Annotated in this window: 15 protein-coding genes; 4 read left to right on the top strand and 11 right to left on the bottom strand. The window is 28.6% G+C overall.

Annotation, left to right across the window (positions count from 1 at the left end; translation table 11 throughout):
• Positions 1 to 4 precede the first annotated feature (4 nt).
• The 4 genes from tilS to lnt are packed head-to-tail and all read right to left on the bottom strand — an operon-like array spanning position 5 to position 5,798.
• On the bottom strand, positions 5 to 1,312 hold the full coding sequence (tilS, locus tag CBD51_006780) for a tRNA lysidine(34) synthetase TilS (GenBank protein RPG57717.1): 1,308 nt from the start codon (positions 1,310 to 1,312) through the stop codon (positions 5 to 7).
• Positions 1,309 to 2,595: an anthranilate synthase component I family protein gene (locus tag CBD51_006785; GenBank protein ID RPG57718.1), complete on the bottom strand. Its 1,287-nt coding sequence runs from the start codon at positions 2,593 to 2,595 to the stop codon at positions 1,309 to 1,311. The genes tilS and CBD51_006785 overlap by 4 nt, the downstream gene beginning before the upstream one ends.
• Before the next feature lie 37 nt (positions 2,596 to 2,632).
• Positions 2,633 to 4,036, bottom strand: a complete 1,404-nt coding sequence (gene lpdA / locus CBD51_006790) for a dihydrolipoyl dehydrogenase (protein RPG57719.1) — start codon at positions 4,034 to 4,036, stop codon at positions 2,633 to 2,635.
• A gap of 49 nt (positions 4,037 to 4,085) precedes the next feature.
• Positions 4,086 to 5,798, bottom strand: coding sequence for an apolipoprotein N-acyltransferase (gene lnt / locus CBD51_006795; GenBank protein ID RPG57720.1), 1,713 nt, complete (start codon positions 5,796 to 5,798; stop codon positions 4,086 to 4,088).
• A 258-nt stretch (positions 5,799 to 6,056) separates the two neighbouring features.
• On the opposite strand from lnt, the gene purS reads away from it, so the two are divergent.
• Positions 6,057 to 6,314 (top strand): phosphoribosylformylglycinamidine synthase subunit PurS, encoded by a 258-nt coding sequence (gene purS, locus CBD51_006800; GenBank protein ID RPG57721.1) that lies wholly within the window; start codon positions 6,057 to 6,059, stop codon positions 6,312 to 6,314.
• Here purS and lptB read toward each other — a convergent pair.
• The 3 genes from lptB to CBD51_006815 are packed head-to-tail and all read right to left on the bottom strand — an operon-like array spanning position 6,304 to position 8,776.
• Complete coding sequence (gene lptB / locus CBD51_006805; GenBank protein ID RPG57722.1) at positions 6,304 to 7,023, bottom strand: LPS export ABC transporter ATP-binding protein; 720 nt, start codon at positions 7,021 to 7,023, stop codon at positions 6,304 to 6,306. The genes purS and lptB overlap by 11 nt on opposite strands.
• Entirely contained in the window at positions 7,020 to 7,802 is a 783-nt protein-coding gene (gene tatC, locus CBD51_006810; GenBank protein RPG57723.1) for a twin-arginine translocase subunit TatC, read from the bottom strand. The genes lptB and tatC overlap by 4 nt, the downstream gene beginning before the upstream one ends.
• 8 nt (positions 7,803 to 7,810) lie before the next feature.
• Positions 7,811 to 8,776 (bottom strand): KpsF/GutQ family sugar-phosphate isomerase, encoded by a 966-nt coding sequence (locus CBD51_006815; protein ID RPG57724.1) that lies wholly within the window; start codon positions 8,774 to 8,776, stop codon positions 7,811 to 7,813.
• A gap of 75 nt (positions 8,777 to 8,851) precedes the next feature.
• On the opposite strand from CBD51_006815, the gene CBD51_006820 reads away from it, so the two are divergent.
• Positions 8,852 to 11,020: an ATP-dependent DNA helicase RecQ gene (locus tag CBD51_006820; GenBank protein ID RPG57725.1), complete on the top strand. Its 2,169-nt coding sequence runs from the start codon at positions 8,852 to 8,854 to the stop codon at positions 11,018 to 11,020.
• Here the strand turns inward: CBD51_006820 and CBD51_006825 are convergent.
• Positions 10,992 to 12,200, bottom strand: coding sequence for an amidohydrolase (locus CBD51_006825; GenBank protein RPG57726.1), 1,209 nt, complete (start codon positions 12,198 to 12,200; stop codon positions 10,992 to 10,994). The genes CBD51_006820 and CBD51_006825 overlap by 29 nt on opposite strands.
• A gap of 38 nt (positions 12,201 to 12,238) precedes the next feature.
• On the opposite strand from CBD51_006825, the gene CBD51_006830 reads away from it, so the two are divergent.
• Positions 12,239 to 12,880: an MBL fold metallo-hydrolase gene (locus CBD51_006830; protein RPG57727.1), complete on the top strand. Its 642-nt coding sequence runs from the start codon at positions 12,239 to 12,241 to the stop codon at positions 12,878 to 12,880.
• Here the strand turns inward: CBD51_006830 and CBD51_006835 are convergent.
• From CBD51_006835 to CBD51_006845, 3 genes are read right to left on the bottom strand one after another with little or no spacing between them, the layout of a single operon-like run.
• Positions 12,873 to 14,219: an FAD-dependent monooxygenase gene (locus CBD51_006835; protein ID RPG57728.1), complete on the bottom strand. Its 1,347-nt coding sequence runs from the start codon at positions 14,217 to 14,219 to the stop codon at positions 12,873 to 12,875. The two genes, CBD51_006830 and CBD51_006835, sit on opposite strands and share 8 nt — an antisense overlap.
• Positions 14,203 to 15,474 (bottom strand): kynureninase, encoded by a 1,272-nt coding sequence (gene kynU / locus CBD51_006840; GenBank protein RPG57729.1) that lies wholly within the window; start codon positions 15,472 to 15,474, stop codon positions 14,203 to 14,205. Before kynU ends, CBD51_006835 begins: the two co-directional genes overlap by 17 nt.
• A gap of 8 nt (positions 15,475 to 15,482) precedes the next feature.
• On the bottom strand, positions 15,483 to 16,289 hold the full coding sequence (locus CBD51_006845; GenBank protein RPG57730.1) for a hypothetical protein: 807 nt from the start codon (positions 16,287 to 16,289) through the stop codon (positions 15,483 to 15,485).
• 76 nt (positions 16,290 to 16,365) lie between these two features.
• On the opposite strand from CBD51_006845, the gene gcvP reads away from it, so the two are divergent.
• Positions 16,366 to 19,251, top strand: coding sequence for a glycine dehydrogenase (aminomethyl-transferring) (gene gcvP, locus CBD51_006850; GenBank protein ID RPG57731.1), 2,886 nt, complete (start codon positions 16,366 to 16,368; stop codon positions 19,249 to 19,251).
• Positions 19,252 to 19,289: the final 38 nt, after the last annotated feature.

The raw sequence follows: 19,289 nt of genomic DNA on the forward strand, positions 1-19,289 counted from the left end.
CTTTTTATAGAGATTTAACAATATATATCTTTTTAGATTCTTTAACAAGTTTAAATCTTTCATCTAATCTTTCACCAATAATACAAACAATTTTATTATCAGAAATAAGTAAACGTGCTTTCTTTTTTTTAATTAAGGAAAATTTATTATCAATAAAATAATCACTAACCTTTTTAAATCCTTTCATTCCTAGTGGCATAAAGGTATCACCGTTTTTCCAAGGTCTTATTAATAAAGGGAAACGAAGTTTTTCATAAGATATGTACATTGAATTTAAATTAGTATGTTTTATTGCATCACAATAATCCCTTAATGTATTAATTTCAAATTTTAATTTATATTTCTTAAAACTTTTTAATTTTTCATAAATAACTGTTGAGTCATTATTAATATGCTTTGTTATAATTAAATCTTTTCTATCCTTAATCATATAAAAATCCGAATTAAAAAACTCCTTGCCAGATCTTGATGACAATGATTTAAAAACACTATCAATATCGTAAAAACCAAAATCTGAAATCATTTCATATAATATTTGTTTTGGAGCAGTTTGATGTAAAAGTAAATCAATATTAATTTTATATTCATTATTGCTCTCAGTAATTATACTAGATTTTTTTTCAGAAATAAATTGTTTATATATTAATTCAACATCTTTTAATCGCATAATTGTAGAACCAATAGAATTTAAAACATTAGGGTTGATTTCCTCCATAATCGGAATAATTGTATTTCGCACTTTATTTCTAATATATTTATCTTCTTTATTACTACTGTCCTCTCTATAATTTATTGCATATTTTTTAGCATAACTCAGTATCTCTCTCTTTTGAAAATTAAGTAAAGGTCGAATTATATGTGGTAAATTATTTATACCATGCAAACCCGAAATACCAGTCCCTCTAATTAGATTAATTAAGGCAGTTTCTACTGAATCTGTATAATGATGGGCTGTTGCAATGTAACAAAAATTATATTTTTTTTTAAGTGTTTGAAACCAATCATATCTTAACAATCTTGCGGCCATCTGAATAGACATTTTACTTTTTTTTACAAAGGCCTTTGTGTCAAAACTTTTAACATATAGCTTTATCTTATATAAATCACTTAATGATCTAATAAATTCTTCATCACCATCAGATTCATCTCCTCTTAAACAAAAATTACAATGTGCAATAGAAAATTTGATTCCTGTTTTCATGAAAAGATTTAATAACACCATACTATCAACACCGCCACTTAAAGCCAATAAAATATGTGATTTTTTTTTAACACCACATTTATTTAAATTTCTTTTAAAAATTGTTTTCATTGACCCAAGACTTTAAGAATTGATTTTGCCTTTACTAGACACTCTTGATATTCCGATTCTGGATCTGATTCAATAGTAATTGCTCCACCAACCATAAAAGATAAATATTTATTTTTTTTATTATAAAAAAGAGAACGAATTACTACATTAAAATCAAAATCTTCCTCCGGACTGATATAGCCAATTGCACCAGAATAGATACCTCTCAATGTATTTTCAAATTTATCAATTAACTCCATTGCTCTAATTTTCGGTGCTCCAGTCATAGAGCCCATTGGAAATGTAGCTTTAATTATGTCTACTATATTATATTTTTTATCTAAATCGCATTTAATAGTTGAAATTAAATGGTGTACATTTTCATAACTGTACAAGCAGGCTAGTTCTGTAACACTAACTGTTCCCTTTGCAGCAATTCTCGACAAATCATTTCTAACTAAATCTACAATCATAATATTTTCTGAAATATCTTTAGCGCTAGTCATTAATTTATGTTTATTATCTAAATCCAATTTAAAATCTTTTAACCTTTTAATTGTTCCTTTTATTGGCTGAGACATGATCGAATCACCTTCTTTTTTCAAATATCGCTCTGGACTAGCACATAAACAAAAATTATCATTTACTCTGTAAAAACATGAAAATGGTGCCTTTGAAACTCGGTTTAGATATTCAAAAAGTGCAAATGGATCTAAATCTACATTATCGGCGTAAAACTCTTGGCAATAATTCATCTCATAAATATCTCCCTCCTGCAAATGCTTTTTAATTAAGTTGATATTTTTAATATAATCTTCTTTGCTCACTCTGGGTTTTACTTTGATTTTTTGTTTAAAATCTTGCACATAATTTGCTGAACATATTCGCTCAAATAAATCATCAATTTCTATACTGGAATATGATGAATCATATATAATTTCAATAGATTGATTTTTTACCTTGACTAAAATTGAAGGAATAAAAAAATGTATGTGAGGAAATGCTAATCTGTCTGAATTATTAGATGTTAAATCCTCAATTATATTTTTTAAATCATAACCTAAATATCCGAAGAGCCAGTCTTGGTATGAATTAATCATATTTTGCAAATCCTCAAATGGATGATCAAGTTTTATCAATTGCTTTTTCGGCTTAAATGCAGCTAGAAAATTAAAAGAATTTTTTGATGACGAATCATTACTATCTAAAAAACAAAAACATTTATGATGACGTAAATAATCTAACAAACGAATCTTAAAATTATTTAAATCAGCAACTTTATATTTTTTTTTTTTCTTATTCAAACTAAAAAAAGTAAACAACTAATAATCAACACAATTATTATATATGTAAAGCACGATTTTCTGTGGCAGCAAGTGCTGCTTCTTTTACCACCTCGCTAAAAGTAGGATGTGCATGCGTAATCCTAGCTATATCTTCTGCAGTTGCTTTATATTCCATAGCTACCACTGCTTCAGAAATTAAATCAGCACATCGAGGACCTATCATATGCACACCAAGTATTTCATCATTAACTGCGTCAGCAATAATTTTCACAAAACCGTCATTATCCATAGAAATCTTAGCTCTTCCATTAGCTTTAAACGGGAAAGTGCCAATTTTTATATCTCTACCTAACTTCTTCAATTCTTCTTCAGTAAAACCAACCGAAGAAACTTCAGGCCAAGTATATACAACATTTGGAATTAAATGATGATGGATTTCAGGTTTTTGACCTGCAATTAATTCAGCAACAAACACCCCCTCTTCTTCCGCTTTATGAGCTAACATAGTACCCTCAACTACATCTCCTATTGCATATATATTAGATTGTGAGGTCATAAGTGATTTGTTGACTTTTATTTGTCCCGAAGAGTTTGTTTCAACATTGATTGAATCTAAATTCAAAGAGTCTGTAAAAGGTCTCCTTCCTATAGATATTAAACAATAATCTCCATGTAGTTTAATTTTTTCATTTGATTTGGAAGAAGCAATTAATTCAACCTTTTTGCCATTACTTGTAACTTTTTCTACCTTGTGTGATAAGTAAAATTTAAAACCTAAGTCTCGAGTTAGAACTTTTTTTAATTCTCTACCCAAACTTGCATCCATAGAAGATAGAACACTAGAAGAAATATCAACCACTGACACCTCTGAACCCATTCTAGCATAGACAGAACCTAACTCTAATCCAATAACTCCGGCACCAATAATAATCATTTTCCTTGGAATTTCCTTAAGAGAAAGAGCCTCCGTCGATGTTATAATCCGTTGTTTATCAAAATTGAAAAACGGTAATACGAGAGGTTTTGAACCTGTTGCTATGATAATGTTTTTACCATGTATCTTTTGAGTAGTTTGCTTACCAACAATTGCAACTGTATTTTTATCTACAAACGACCCTGTTCCTTCAAAAACAGTGATTTTATTTTTTTTCATTAAAAAATCTAAACCTGCATGCATCTCTGAAATAATTTTTTCTTTTCTCTTTAATGTTTGAGAAAAATCAATTTTCAGTGCACCAACATTAATTCCATGTTCTTTAAATTCATGCTTTGATTTATGAAAATGTTCTGAAGACTCTAATAAAGCTTTTGATGGTATACAACCAACATTTAAACATGTTCCACCTAATTGAGGATACTTCTCTATAATAGCTATTTTCATGCCCAGTTGTGCACATCTAATGGCTGCCACATATCCCCCTGGTCCAGAACCAATTATTACAACATCAAATTCATTCATAAATAATAACTTTATAAGTATTTACAAAAATAATAGTTATAATTATATTTTAATGAGAAAACTTAAGTTTCTTCCTTACAAGATATAATAGGAAAATGGAAATTGACAAAAAAGATGCAATTCTTCCTAAAAAATCCCCGTGCTTTGTATAAAATGTTTCATTATTATTCAATAAAATACTCGCACTAATTACTCCACTTTTATCCCAATCAATTTGATGATCTATTACTCCTAAAGGATTAATAATTGATGATATTCCTGTATTAGCAGAGCGTGCAATATAACACCTTGTTTCAATAGCTCTTAATTTAGCATACATACTATGTTGTTTATATCCGCTTGTTTGTTTCCACCATCCATCATTAGTTATTATAAATATTGCTTGAGCACCTTTTTGAACAAACCTTCTTACATAATCCCCATATATTGATTCATAACAAATAATAGGTGCAATAGAGTATTCTGTATGTTTACTAATTGAGTCGCTAGGAAAAGCTACAGACTTAAAGACAGATAAAGAATCTTGAGAAGAAAAATTGCCTAATGATGTAGCAGAACCTATTTTCAAAATTTGATCCCCTAAAATCGGAAATAAAAAATCTTGAAACGGCATCTTTTCAGCTCCCGGAACTAGTTTAGATTTATGATAAGTGGTAATTAATAAATCTTGGTTTTGATATACTTTATCATAGACTTTAATAGAGTTCTTTCGCAGGTGTAATGCTGTGTTATAGACCTTATAAAATTGATTCTTGTGACTGCCTAAAGGTTTTGAAGTTGGACTATTTTCTGACAGTGCTAAAGTAGTTGCTCCAACAAATATATTTAAAGGATAAGTTGTAACAGACTCATTACTACTTTTTGCTTTAATTTTATAAGAATTGATTAAATCAAATAATTTTTTAATATCAAGATTATTGAAAAACTGATGTTCCCATATAGGTTGAGCTAAAAAAGTTTCGGGCAAAATAATAAAATCAATATTTTCATTAACATGAGGATTAATAAGACTTAACATATCGTTAGTTTGATTTGTTTGAGAAATTGAAAACTTGTCCCTATATGGATCAATATTAGGTTGTACTACAAGTAGATTAATACGGTCCATACTATTAGAGTTAGGTTCCAAAAAATGGAAATATTTCATGTATAAATAATTTGAGCTAAGAAGTGGTATACTCAATAATATGAAAGTTGACAAAAGAAATTTAAATCTAAAACCGCTCTTATGAGTTTTTTCATAAATATGTATAATAGATATATTGACCAATAACACCCATAATGACCCTCCTAACACTCCAGTGTAAGAATACCACTGTACCCAATGAGAGTGGATTGCGAAGACATTACCTAATGTTAACCAAGGCCAACTTAAATCCCAATTTAAGTGTAAAAACTCAAAGCCCAACCATAAAATAGGTAAAATAAAAAATGTTTTTTTTGATTTAATATTGTTCTTAATTATTGAAAAAAGTGAAAACACCAATGCCATAAATAAAGCATTACACAAGATTGCAAATACAGCCCCTCCAATATGAGCATGCTTAATCCAATAAGTAGTTAATAAATTAAATAAAAAAAAAGTCAAATACGAATAGCCGAAAAATTGTTTTTGACTTATTTTGTTATTGCTAGTATCTAACTCTACTATTAATAAAGGAACAAAAGCAAAAAACACAAAACACGTCCATGAACTAATGGGAGGCCAACAAATAAATAACAAAAATGCTGACAAAAAAGAAAAAATTAATCTTTTAATCATAATATCATAAATATAAAATATTTAGTTGCTACGACAATAATGAACTTTTAATTATTATTAATTCCAATAATTGGAAATAAAAAATATCTTTTTAGTAGTAAAAAAGTAATATGTATTAAAATGATAAAATAAAATTAGTCTTAATTTTATTTCTTGTTCTATATTATATATATTTAAATTTGAAGGAGTAGATATAGAAAGTATTTTATTTCTTATATAGAAATAAGTCTTTAATTAATAATTTTAATGAAAAGTAATATGAAATTTGCAGTACAAATAAACATTATGCCTCAAGATGCACTACTAGACCCGCAAGGTAAAACAGTAGAAAATAACACTTCGAAATTAGGAATAAATAATATATCGAATATTAGAATTGGAAAACATATATCTTTACAAGTTGAAAGTGATAATCAAAATACTGCAGAAGCAACAGTAAAAGAAATTTGTAAGAAACTATTAGTCAATCAAATTACAGAACAATATGAATTTACAATAAAAGCTATTAAAACCTAAAATTATCTCCTAAGTACAACCTCCTAACTTCAGGGTCATTAATTAAATCAATAGTATTGCCGTACTTCAAAATTTTTCCATCGTAAAGCAAATAAGATCGATCAGTGATAGAAAGTGTTTCTCTGACATTATGATCAGTAATTAATACTCCTATATTTCTATCTTTAAGTTTCTTAATCATATTTTGAATATCTTGAATTGCAATTGGGTCGACACCCGCAAATGGCTCATCTAATAAAATAAATTTAGGTTGATTAGAAATTGCGCGAGCAATCTCTAACCTCCTGCGTTCTCCACCGGACAACAAATTTGCTTTTGTCTTTCGAATTCTAGCTAATCCAAAATCAATTAGAATACCTTCTAATTCCTCATGTTGTTTATCAATCGTCAGCTTAGTGGTTTCTAGGACTGATAAAATATTATCTTCAACATTCATCTTAGTGAAAACTGATGGCTGTTGAGGTAAATAACCAACACCTTTTCTAGATCTTATATACATAGGATCATTTGAAATATTGTTGTCGCCTAAAAGAACACTGCCTTCAAAAGACTTAACAAGTCCAACAAGCATATAAAAAGTAGTTGTCTTTCCAGCACCATTGGGTCCTAATAAACCAACAACTTCACCATTGTCTAATTCAATAGAAACATCATTAACCACATATCTATCACCATATTTTTTTTTTAAATTATTTGCTCTTAATTTCATAGTTTAGGTTTTGAGATTCTAGAAATAAAAATTGAAATTTCGTATAAAATAAATATTGGCAATCCAATTAAAATCTGACTAAATACATCGGGAGGCGTCAAAATAGAAGCCATAATTAATATGATAACGAATGCGTGTCTTCGATATTGTACTAACTGGTTAGGTGTTATTAAGTTAAACTTTGTTAAACCAAAAATAACAAGTGGCAACTGAAAAAGTAGTCCAGTAGTCAGAATAATTGTTGTAAATGTTTTAATAAATGAAATAAAATGAATATTATTTTCTATAACACCACTAATATTATAAGAACTTAAAAAATTAATCGAAAATGGAATTATCACATAATATCCAAAAAGCACACCTAAAATAAAAAGAAAAAAAGCAATAAGAAACATAATTACAGATGTCTTTTTTTCACTTTTATACATTGCAGGTGAAACAAATAACCATAGTTCATATAATATATATGGAAATGATATTATAACACCACCAACAACAGAAACTAAAATATGCATCATGAATTGACCAGCCATCTCAATATTCATCAAGATAAAAGGCATATCCTTTATACATAATTTATCTGAAACCTGACATAAAAAAACATAAGTAGGAAAACTATTTTCCTTACATGCAAAAATAATTTTATCAAAAACAAAAGATTTATTAAAAAAAACAATTATAGTACCAACTAAAATAGATATAAATGATCTAAAAAAATGCCACCTTAATATTTCTAAATGGCTAATGAATGATTGCTTAGAACTGTTTTGACCCATCATATTAATCTTTAAAAAATATTACATTTTAAAATATCATGTAAATGAATTATACCAGCATATTTTTCTGCATCTTGTACAATCAACTGTGTTATATTATGTTGTTTCATTAAACTAAATGCTTCATATAATAAAGAATTTTTTTGAATTACTTTTGGATTTTTAGTCATTAATATTGATGCAGAAATTGTCTTAATTTCTGAGCTCTTTTCAAGCATTCTGCGAAGATCACCATCAGTAATAATTCCCACAATATTATTAGAATCTAATACAGCCGTAGCACCTAGTCTTTTCGAAGATATTTCAAAAATAATTTTATCCAATCTATCATCGACTAAAACCATGGGAGGATTTGATTGATTACATAAATCAGACACTTCCATATTTAACTTCTTACCTAAAGATCCCGCAGGATGATATTTAGCAAAATCCTCCTTAGAAAAATTTTTAATTTTCAATAAACTAATTGCTATTGCGTCACCCATAACTAATTGCATTGTTGTGCTAGTTGTTGGTGCTAAGTTATTTGGACATGCTTCCTTAGAAACATTTACTCTTAAAACATAATCTGCTTCACATGCTAAAAAGGAATTTATATTTCCAGTCATTGCAATTACAGGCACTTTCATTTTTTTAACAAGCGGAATTAATTGCCTTAACTCATCAGTATTACCACTATTTGAAATAAACATGACAATATCATTGAAATTAATATTGCCTGAATCACCATGCAATGCATCACTAGCGTGAATAAAAGATGATAAGGTTCCAGTAGAATTTAAAGTAGCTGCTATTTTTCTCCCAATTATGCCGCTTTTACCTAAACCAATAATAATTAATCTGCCCTGACAATTTGTAATTGTATCTACTACATTAATAAAATCATTACCAATGGTATTGTATAACTTAGTTAATTCTTGTAATTGATCGTTGATTAATTCTTTTGCAACCTTAATGATATCAATACCGTGTTTCATGTGTTATAATCTAAAAAAAAGAATTATATTAATGTAGATAAAATTAACGGTATTTTTTCAAAATATCACTTAGGAATGAAAAAGATTCAAATTGACATAAATAAAAACTTACATGATTTTTTTGGCTTTAAAAAATTCAAAGGCAATCAGGAAAAAGCAATTACTTCTATTTTAGAGGGCCACAATACCTTTATTATTATGCCAACTGGTGGTGGGAAATCATTATGCTATCAATTACCCTCGCTTATTTTAGACGGTGTTGCTATAATTATATCTCCATTAATAGCCCTAATGAAAAATCAAGTAGATTCAATAAGAAGTTATTCTAAGAATCATGATATTGCTCACTTTTTCAACTCAACACTAAATAAAAACGAAATACAGCAAGTTATGAATGCTGTAACCAGTGGAAAAACTAAATTATTATTCGTAGCACCAGAGACAATTAGTAAAGAAAAAAATTTTGCTTTTTTTAAAAGTTTTCAAATTTCTTTTTTTGCAGTAGATGAAGCTCATTGCATTTCTGAATGGGGACATGATTTTAGACCCGATTATAGAAAACTTAAAAACACGATTGCAAAGATTGGAACTAAACCTATAATGGCATTAACTGCTACAGCAACAGAAAAAGTGAAAAAGGATATTATAAAAAATTTGGGTATAGAAAATAACAACTTATTTATTTCATCCTTTAATCGTCCTAATCTAAATTACAAAATACAAACAAAGGAAAATATAGATAAAGATATAATTAAATATATTAAACTTCATGAGGGAAAATCTGGTATAATTTATTGTCTTTCACGGAAAAAGGCTGAAGAAGTATCTGAGATTTTAAATCTAAATAATATTAAAAGTCTACCCTACCATGCTGGACTAGAACAATCTGTTCGGAGAAAAACACAAGATGCTTTTTTAATGGAGGATATTGATGTTGTGGTAGCAACTATTGCATTTGGAATGGGTATTGATAAACCAGATGTTAGATTTGTTATTCACTACAATTTACCCAAAAGTTTAGAAAACTACTATCAAGAAACAGGAAGAGCCGGCAGAGATGGAGGTGAAGGGAATTGTATTTTATTTTATGACCCTTTAGATGTAGAAAAATTCGAAGCTTTTAATTCTAAAAAAAACATATATGAAAAGGAAATTAGTACACAATTATTAGAAGAAATTGTGGCCTATATTGAAAGTTCTGACTGTAGAAGAAAAAAATTACTACACTATTTTGGAGAGGAATACCAAGATCATCATTGTAAACAAAAATGTAATAATTGCAATATCAAAAAAAATTTAAAAAATGTACAAAAAGAATTACAATTGATTTTAGAAACCATCCAAGAATCATCAAATAAATTTAACTCGCAACAAATAACTCAAATACTTCACGGCTTATCAAATAATATAAATAATTGTAAAATCAACAACCTAAAAAATTTTAATAAGGGAGAAAAAATAGAAACCTTCGAAATACAACAAATAATTAGAAAAGCTATCGTTGGAAATTTAATTACCAAAAATACTGAATCATACGGAACACTTTTAATTACCGAAGAAGGGGAAAGTTTTCTAAAAGAACCATACGAATTCAGAATAATGGATAAAATATTAAATACAAATCCATCAATAACATCTTCACACGTGTCAATCGATAATAATCTTATTTATATTTTAAAAAAAATACGTAAAAAAATTTCGGAGTTGAAAAATATCCCTCCTTTTATAATATTTCAGGATCCTTCCTTAGAAGACATGTCAATACAATATCCTACAACCATGGAAGAACTTCGAAATATTATTGGCGTAGGCAAAGGAAAGGCTGAAAAATATGGTAGTGAATTTATTGTTGCAATAAGAAAATACGTAGATGAAAATAATATTGAAAGAGCACAAGATTTTGTTGTCAAATCAAAACCTAAAAAGAATGATTTAAAAATTTTTATTATCCAAAGTGCTGATAGACAACTTGAATTTGATGATATAATTGATCAAAAAAATATTAGTTCTGATATTTTATTGGATGAAATTGAAAACATTGTGAATTCAGGTACCAAAATCAATATTGACTATCATATTAATGACATTTTAGATGATCAACAACAAGAAGAAATACGCGACTATTTTCTAAATGAAGCTGAAAATGACTCTATATCCAATGCTGAAAAATATTTTGAGGGAGAATACGATGAAGCTGAACTGAGATTAGTTAGAGTTAAGTTGTTTTCAGACCTAGCAAATTAGCAACAGTCAAATAACTCATCAATCCAACCCCTATTTCTAAACTTTTTTCATCAATATCAAAATAAGGTGTATGAACAGAGTGGGAAATATTTTTAATCTTATTACCGACGCCGATGCGAAAAAAACAAGAGGGAACCTGCTGAGAAAAGTATGAAAAATCTTCTGAAGCCATTCTAATATCCAATTGCTTAACAAGCTCAGGATTTAGAAATTGTTGACTCCATTTCACACATGCTTCTGTAAGATTAACATCATTAAATAATACAGGATATCCTTTTTTAATTTCAAGCTCACAAATTGTTTTATACTTATGTTGTATTTTTTTTGCTTCATCTATAATAATATCATGTGCTAGTTTTCTAAAATTCATATTTAAGGTTCGTAAAGTACCCGAAATCTTAGCTTCTTCAGGTATAACATTGGAAGCACCATAAGCATGAAAATCTCCAAATTCTAGTATGTATTTTTCCTTAAAATTTAATTTAGAAACTTCTTGTTTGATATTAAGTATAAGTTCTGCAGATGAAGTAATTGGATTAATCACACTATTTGGTAATGCTGCATGCCCTCCTCGACCTTTCATTAAAACATATAATTCATCACAAGCAGCCATATACTGACCACTGCGAAAACCTACATTTCCGACCTCCATTTCTGGCAAAACATGTAAAGCCAACATTTTATCAATTTTAGGCTTTAACAAAACTCCACTTTCAATCATTAATGAAGCACCACCAGGCAACTTTTCTTCTGCGGGTTGAAAAATAATTTTAATGGTTCCAATTAATTTATTTCTTAATTCATTCAAAACTATAGCAACTCCTAAAGCAATAGCAGAGTGTGCATCATGACCACAGGCATGCATGACTCCATCATTAATTGATTTATAAGTGACATTATTTTTCTCTTGAATAGGAAGTCCATCCATATCAGCCCGAACCCCAATTACTTGACTTGATGGATTATTACATTTAATAGTAGCAACTACACCATAACCAGCAATATTAGAGGAATATGATATATTGTTTTTCTTTAAAATTTTGCAAATAAAATCTGATGTCTTTTTTTCCTGAAAAGATAATTCAGGATGCTGATGAATCCATCTTCTATATGAAACAACATCATGAAAAATGGATTGTGTTATTGACTTTATTTGGTTTTTTATATCTTCGCTAAGCACATTAGATTGTTTAGAATTTTACTAAAATAATTAAAGAGATGATAATTAAAAAATTTACATTCAACTCATTTCAAGAAAATACATATATCATAAGTGATAATAACAAATGTATGATTATTGATCCCGGCTGTAATACAAAAGCTGAAGAAAATATACTGGCTGAATATATATTATCTAATAATTTATCTCCTGTGGAGCTAATAAATACTCACTGTCACTTAGATCATATTTTTGGAAATAATTTTATTGCGAATAAATATAACTTAACCCCTAAAATGCATAAAAAAGATTTACCATTATTAACAAATGCAGTGAACATTGCTAAACAATATCATGTACATTTATCACCCCCTCCATTAAATGTTAAATTTATCGACGAAAATGATTCTATCCAATTAGGTGAAACTTTATGGCAAGTCATTTTTACTCCTGGGCATGCCCCCGGACACATTTGTCTATTTAATAAATCATATAACAAAATTATTGCTGGAGATGTATTGTTTTACATGAGTATCGGTCGAACAGACTTACCTCTATGTAATCATGAAGATTTAATTAATAGTATCAAACAAAAGTTATTTAATTTAGATGACACTGTGGAAGTTTATTGTGGTCACGGTCAAAACACAAGTATTGGATTTGAAAAAGAACATAATCCATTCTTGAAACAAACTAATTAATAATATCTAAAATTTGTTGCTCTATATTTTTGCGCTTTAATTCTTCTAAACTATAATCGCTAGTTAAATTATTAGTCTTCATTATATCCAACATGATTTTGTTTTGAACTTTTCCAAGTTTCAAAGCTTCGCTGTATCTTATATTACTAAATGTCACCATTGAATAAAGAGGGATCCATTTTTGAGGATGCATATTCGAAAACCATTCTTCGATTTTCTTTTGAAGTAAAAAGCTTTTGTCAGCAGTTTTATCTTGCATTTCAATAAAATTATGCATAGATAAGTCCTGCATAGCTTCTGTATCAATTTTTCTATTATGCAAAAAATTATCTAAATCTTGATTATTAAAACTTCTTTTTTGATCTAACCACCTATTCAGTAAAAAACAATCTTCAAAACCCGAATTCATGCCCTGACCATAAAATGGGACAGTAGCATGACAAGCATCGCCAATTAAAATTGTATTATTTTCTCTCCAAGAACTACATCTCACATAACCAAGAGGGGAAGTTGGATTAAAAAAGTATTGTTCAGATAAATTCGGGATAATTGATTTTAAATCTTTAAAGTATTTAACGAAAACACCATCTACATCATTTGAGTTTTTTATTGAATCAAAGGAATTCAAACCTTTATTTGGAGCAAAAAGAGTGCATGTAAATGTTCCATCTAAATTTGGGAGTGCAATTACCATAAATGATTTTCTAGGCCAAATATGTAAAGCTTTATTATCAATTTTATGCGTACCATCATCATTTGCAGGTATTGTTAATTCTTTATATGAAGAATTGATGAACTTAACCGAACTTTTTATTGTTTTAGATAACTCAACCATTTTTTTTCTAATTACTGAGCCTGCACCGTCAGCACCAAAAATGAAATCAAATCTTAAATTAGAATTATCAGAAAAAAACAAAGTATTTGTTGTTGGATTAATACTAATACAATGTTTATTAAAAGAAAATTTAACTGAATCTTTTTCAGCAATATTCATTAATTTTGAATTTAACAAATGCCTAGAAATAGAATAAATAGCTTCTGAATCCTTACCGTATTGTTGCTCTGTTAAATCTCCATGAATAGAATGCATAATACGTTTATACATAGGCATAGCAATTTTTAAAACAGATTGTTCAATACCTATTTTACTGAGAGCATTAATACCTCTATTTGACAATGCTAAATTAATAGATCTACCAGCACTATTATCGTCTAGTCTAATATCATCTCTTTTATCAAAAACTGACACAGCTGCACCTTGTCTACTTAAATAAATAGATAATAAACTTCCTACCAAACCACCACCAACAACTGCAATATTTTTATTTTTTAAATGCATGCAATAATAAATTATAAAATCTAGCAATATCCTCAAATGAATTATATAATGGAGCGACTGCGATTCTCATTACATTGGGGTCTCTCCAATCAATAAACACACCTGATTGTCTTAAAAAATCATACACATACTTACCCTTTTTATTAAGTAAGATAGATAATTGACCTCCTCTTTGGCTTGCAGATCCAGGAGTAATTATTTGCAAATTCAAATCAGATGATTTTTTATTAAATGAATGAATTGCTCGCTCCAAGTATGTAGACAAATTTATTCTTTTTAGAATTAATTTTTTCATTCCTATTTCATCAAATAAATCTAAAGAAGCTCTATAAACAGACATTGCAAAAATTGGTGCATTAGAAAGTTGCCAACCTTCAGCAGTCATAACAGGGTCAAATTTTTTTTGTAAACTAAATCTGTTCTTTAATTTATGACCCCACCAAGCTGATAATCTAAATGGATTTTTTTTTATTTGATCTTCATGAATAAAAATTGTTGAAACATTTCCTGGGCCTGAATTTAAATACTTATAAGAGCACCAAGCTGCAAAATCTACTCTCCATTGATGTAATTGTAATTCAATATTTCCCGCAGCATGAGCCAAATCAAAACCAACAATAATACCATGGCTATGACCCTTTTTGGTGATTTTTTGAATATTAAATACCTGGCCAGTATAATAATTAACTCCCCCAATAAATATCATGCTTAAATGATTTTTATTGTCCTCTATACATTTATATATGTCAGGCTCGGAGATAACACCATTTTCGTCAGAAGGTAAAAAAACAAGCACATCATCAGGATTATAACCTTTTAATTGAATTTGACTTTGTAAAATATATAAATCTGATGGAAATAAATGTGGTTCACATAAAATTTTAAATCTCTTTTTTGTAGGTTGATAAAACGATGTTAATAATAAATGAAGATTAACAGAAAGGCCGTTCATAGTAACTACTTCATTTCTTTTTGCCCCTACAATTTTAGATGTCGATTTTTCTAAACACTTGTGATAATCTACCCAAGGAGTTTTAGCCTTGAAATGTCCATCAACCCCTAAATTACTCCAGTCTTCTAAAGACTGATCTAAATAAACATTCTGATTCTTCAACTGTAAACCAAGAGAATTGCCTGTAAAATAAATTGCTTGCTTTCCATCAACAATAGGTATATTAAAGTTTTGACGAAGACTATACAATGGGTCATTTTTATCCATACTACGTGCAGCTCCAATTGAAAAGACATTATCCATGATTATTTTTATATAAAGAACATTGAACAAAATACAAATAAACACATTATTATTGAAAGCCCCTCAACAATTACACCATAAAAAAAATTAGATCTACGTGAATTAGCGAGATACAAAATTAACGATGTTAATTCTATACTAATAAATAATGCTATGAACATTTCAAGTGATATTACATTGTTTATTATTTCAACAATTAATAAAATTTGAATAACAAATAAGCAGAACCAACCAAAATATTTTGATTTCATGATTCCAAATGTATTTGGAATGGTACTAATATTATCAACTTTCATGTCACGAATATCAAAAGGAAGTGATATGACTAGTACAAAAAGAAACCTTTGTATAAAGTTGCTTATTAAAAAAAAATCGATTTTAATATTAAAATATAATAAAGGCATTAAAAATGTAACATATGACCACACTAGAGCAATTAAAAAAACTTTAAAAAAAGGAATTGATCTTAATCTAAATAAATGATGTTTATTTGAAATTGCAATGGACATTGGATAAATTATACATATTAAAACAATAGGCATAACTAATTTTAAAAAATACAAATCATATAATAAAACCGAACATAATAAAAATAAAAGAATGTAAATAAAAGTTCTTTGAGGATTAAAAAAATTATTTTTCAACCTATTAAAAAGTTGCATATAATTATATGCAAGTAGTGTTGAAAAAAAAATAAAAAATCCCATTTTTATATCACTAATATTAAACAAAAATTCCGTTAATTTATATAACGAAAATGAACTACAAGCAACTATAATATTAGTTTTGATTATATAACTTATAAATCGATTCATAAATGATTTGCTTGCACAACTAATTTACTACAAATTGCATATTATAATAAAAAAATTAATATAAAATACTAACAAAATGCTTCCTGATACAGATTTTATAAATAGACATATTGGTCCTAGAAAGAAAGATACACTTGAAATGTTAAAAATTATTGGCATTGAAAGTATTGATGAGTTAATTAGTAAAACAATCCCAAAAAATATATTGATGAAAAATATATTTGATGTTGGTGAGCCTATGAGTGAAGCTCGTTATGTTGAACACATTCAGCAACTAGGAAGAAAAAATAAAATATATAAAAGTTACATAGGTCTAGGATATTACAACAATATACTCCCTGGAGTCATTCAACGAAATATTTTAGAAAATCCAGGATGGTATACTGCATATACTCCATATCAGGCCGAAATTTCCCAAGGAAGATTAGAAGCACTATTTAATTTTCAAACAGTAATAACTGAATTAACAGCTCTACCAATTACTAATGCGTCTCTACTTGATGAAGCTACCTCTGCAGCAGAAGCAATGACTATGAGCTATCAGTGTCGAAGTAATAAGAAAAAACAAGCAAACGCTAATATATTTTTAATATCTGACAATTGTTTTCCACAAACTATTGATGTTATTAAAACCAGAGCGTCATCTTTAGACATTGAACTTAAAATAGTTAATCATAAAGATTTTGTTTTTGAAAAAGAAGTTTTTGGAGCAATCATTCAATACCCTGGCAAATATGGAGAAATCAACGATTACTCATCATTAATTAAAGAAGCAAATGATAATGATTGTTTAATTACTGTAGCAGCAGATTTATTAAGCTTAACAATACTCAAGCCACCTGGAGAATTAGGAGCTGATATTGTGGTGGGCTCCTCACAAAGATTCGGTATTCCGTTAGGTTATGGTGGTCCACATGCAGCTTATTTTGCAACAACTGAAAGGTTTAAAAGAAACATACCAGGGCGTATTATTGGCGTTTCTCATGATATTGATGGGAAAAAAGCCTACAGAATGGCACTACAAACAAGAGAACAACATATTCGTAGAGAAAAAGCAACTTCAAATATATGTACCTCTCAAGTTTTACTTGCAGTTATGGCTGGAATGTATGCAGTATATCATGGACCTGAAAAACTCAGTAAAATTGCGCAAAATATTCATCACCACAGTTTTATTCTATCTTCTGCTTTAAAAGCAATTGGATATGAACAAATAAATAATACATTTTTTGACACATTATTAATTAACACTGATGACATATCTACAAAAAATATAAAAGTCTACGCTGAAGATGCAAAGATGAATTTTAACTATATAAATGACTCTTTAATTTCAATAAGTATTGATGAAAAAGATGACATACATAATATTGAAAAAATTATTAAAGTTTTTGCTAGAGCAAAAAATCATACTGACTTTTATAAAATTTTGCAAAACATAATTAAAGATAATTTGAACGAAAATTATCAAGGAATTCCAAAAAATTTAATTAGAAAATCTCACTTTTTACAGTATGAAGTATTTAATTCTTATCATTCTGAAACAGAATTAATGAGATATATAAAATCTCTTGAAAATAAAGACTTATCACTAACACACTCTATGATTCCTTTAGGTTCATGTACTATGAAATTGAATGCTGCTGTTGAATTATTTTCACTTAGTTCTACTGACTTCTCAAATATTCATCCTTTTGCTCCATTGAATCAAGCAAGAGGATACCATATAGTTTTTGATGAACTTGAGAAAGCATTATGTAAAATTACTGGACTAGCAGCTGTTTCACTACAACCTAATTCAGGCGCACAAGGTGAATATGCAGGGCTAATGGTAATTAAAAAATACCACGAATCAAATAAAGACATTAACCGAAATATTTGTTTAATTCCCTCATCAGCCCATGGAACAAATCCTGCAAGCGCTATAATGGCAGGAATGAAAGTTGTAATTGTACAATGTGATACCCAGGGAAATATTGACATTAATGATCTTTCCTCCAAAATTGAAACTCATTCAAATAATATTGCAGCCTTAATGATAACATATCCTTCAACACACGGAGTGTTTGAAGAAAACATAATTCATATAACCGATCTTATTCATAATGCCGGAGGTCAAGTATATATGGATGGAGCAAATATGAATGCCCAAGTTGGATTAACCAATCCAAAATTAATTGGCTGTGATGTATGTCATTTAAATCTACATAAAACTTTTGCAATCCCTCATGGAGGGGGAGGACCTGGAATGGGACCTATTGCAGTTGCAGAACACTTAAAAGAATTCTTACCTAAAAGTGCCATTATTGATTACGGAGGAAAAAATGGTATTTCTTCAATATCAGCAAGCCCCTGGGGAAGTGGTTTAATACTAACAATATCATATGCATATATAAAACTATTAGGAAGTATCGGTTTAAAAAAATCTACTGAAATAGCAATATTAAATGCTAATTATTTAAAATTTAAACTGGAAAAAGATTTTAAAATTTTATACCAAGGAAAAAATAATACTGTGGCTCATGAAATGATTATTGACTGCAGAGAGTTTAATGATAAAAACATTAATGTAACAGATTTAGCTAAAAGGCTCATGGATTATGGTTTTCATGCTCCAACTGTTTCATGGCCTGTACCTGGAACAATGATGATTGAACCTACTGAAAGTGAAAGCAAATATGCACTAGATAGTTTTTGTGAAGCTATGCTCCAGATAAAAAAAGAGATAGATAAATCTAATTCTGATGACAATTTATTAAAAAATGCACCACATACTCTAGAAATGTTAGTTAATAAATGGAACTATCCCTACTCAAGAGCCGAAGCAGTATTCCCAATATCATATGTAAAAGAACGTAAATATTGGCCTACTGTTCGACGTATTAATGAGGTGCATGGTGATAGAAACTTGATATGTTCATGTGCCTCAATAGAAGAATATGAAGAAAAAACAGTGGATTAAGATAATAAATCAATAAAAAAGTCGTATCTTTAGCGTCC

The sequence above is a fragment of the Flavobacteriales bacterium TMED191 genome, from assembly GCA_002171975.2.
Lineage (GTDB): Bacteria > Bacteroidota > Bacteroidia > Flavobacteriales > TMED113.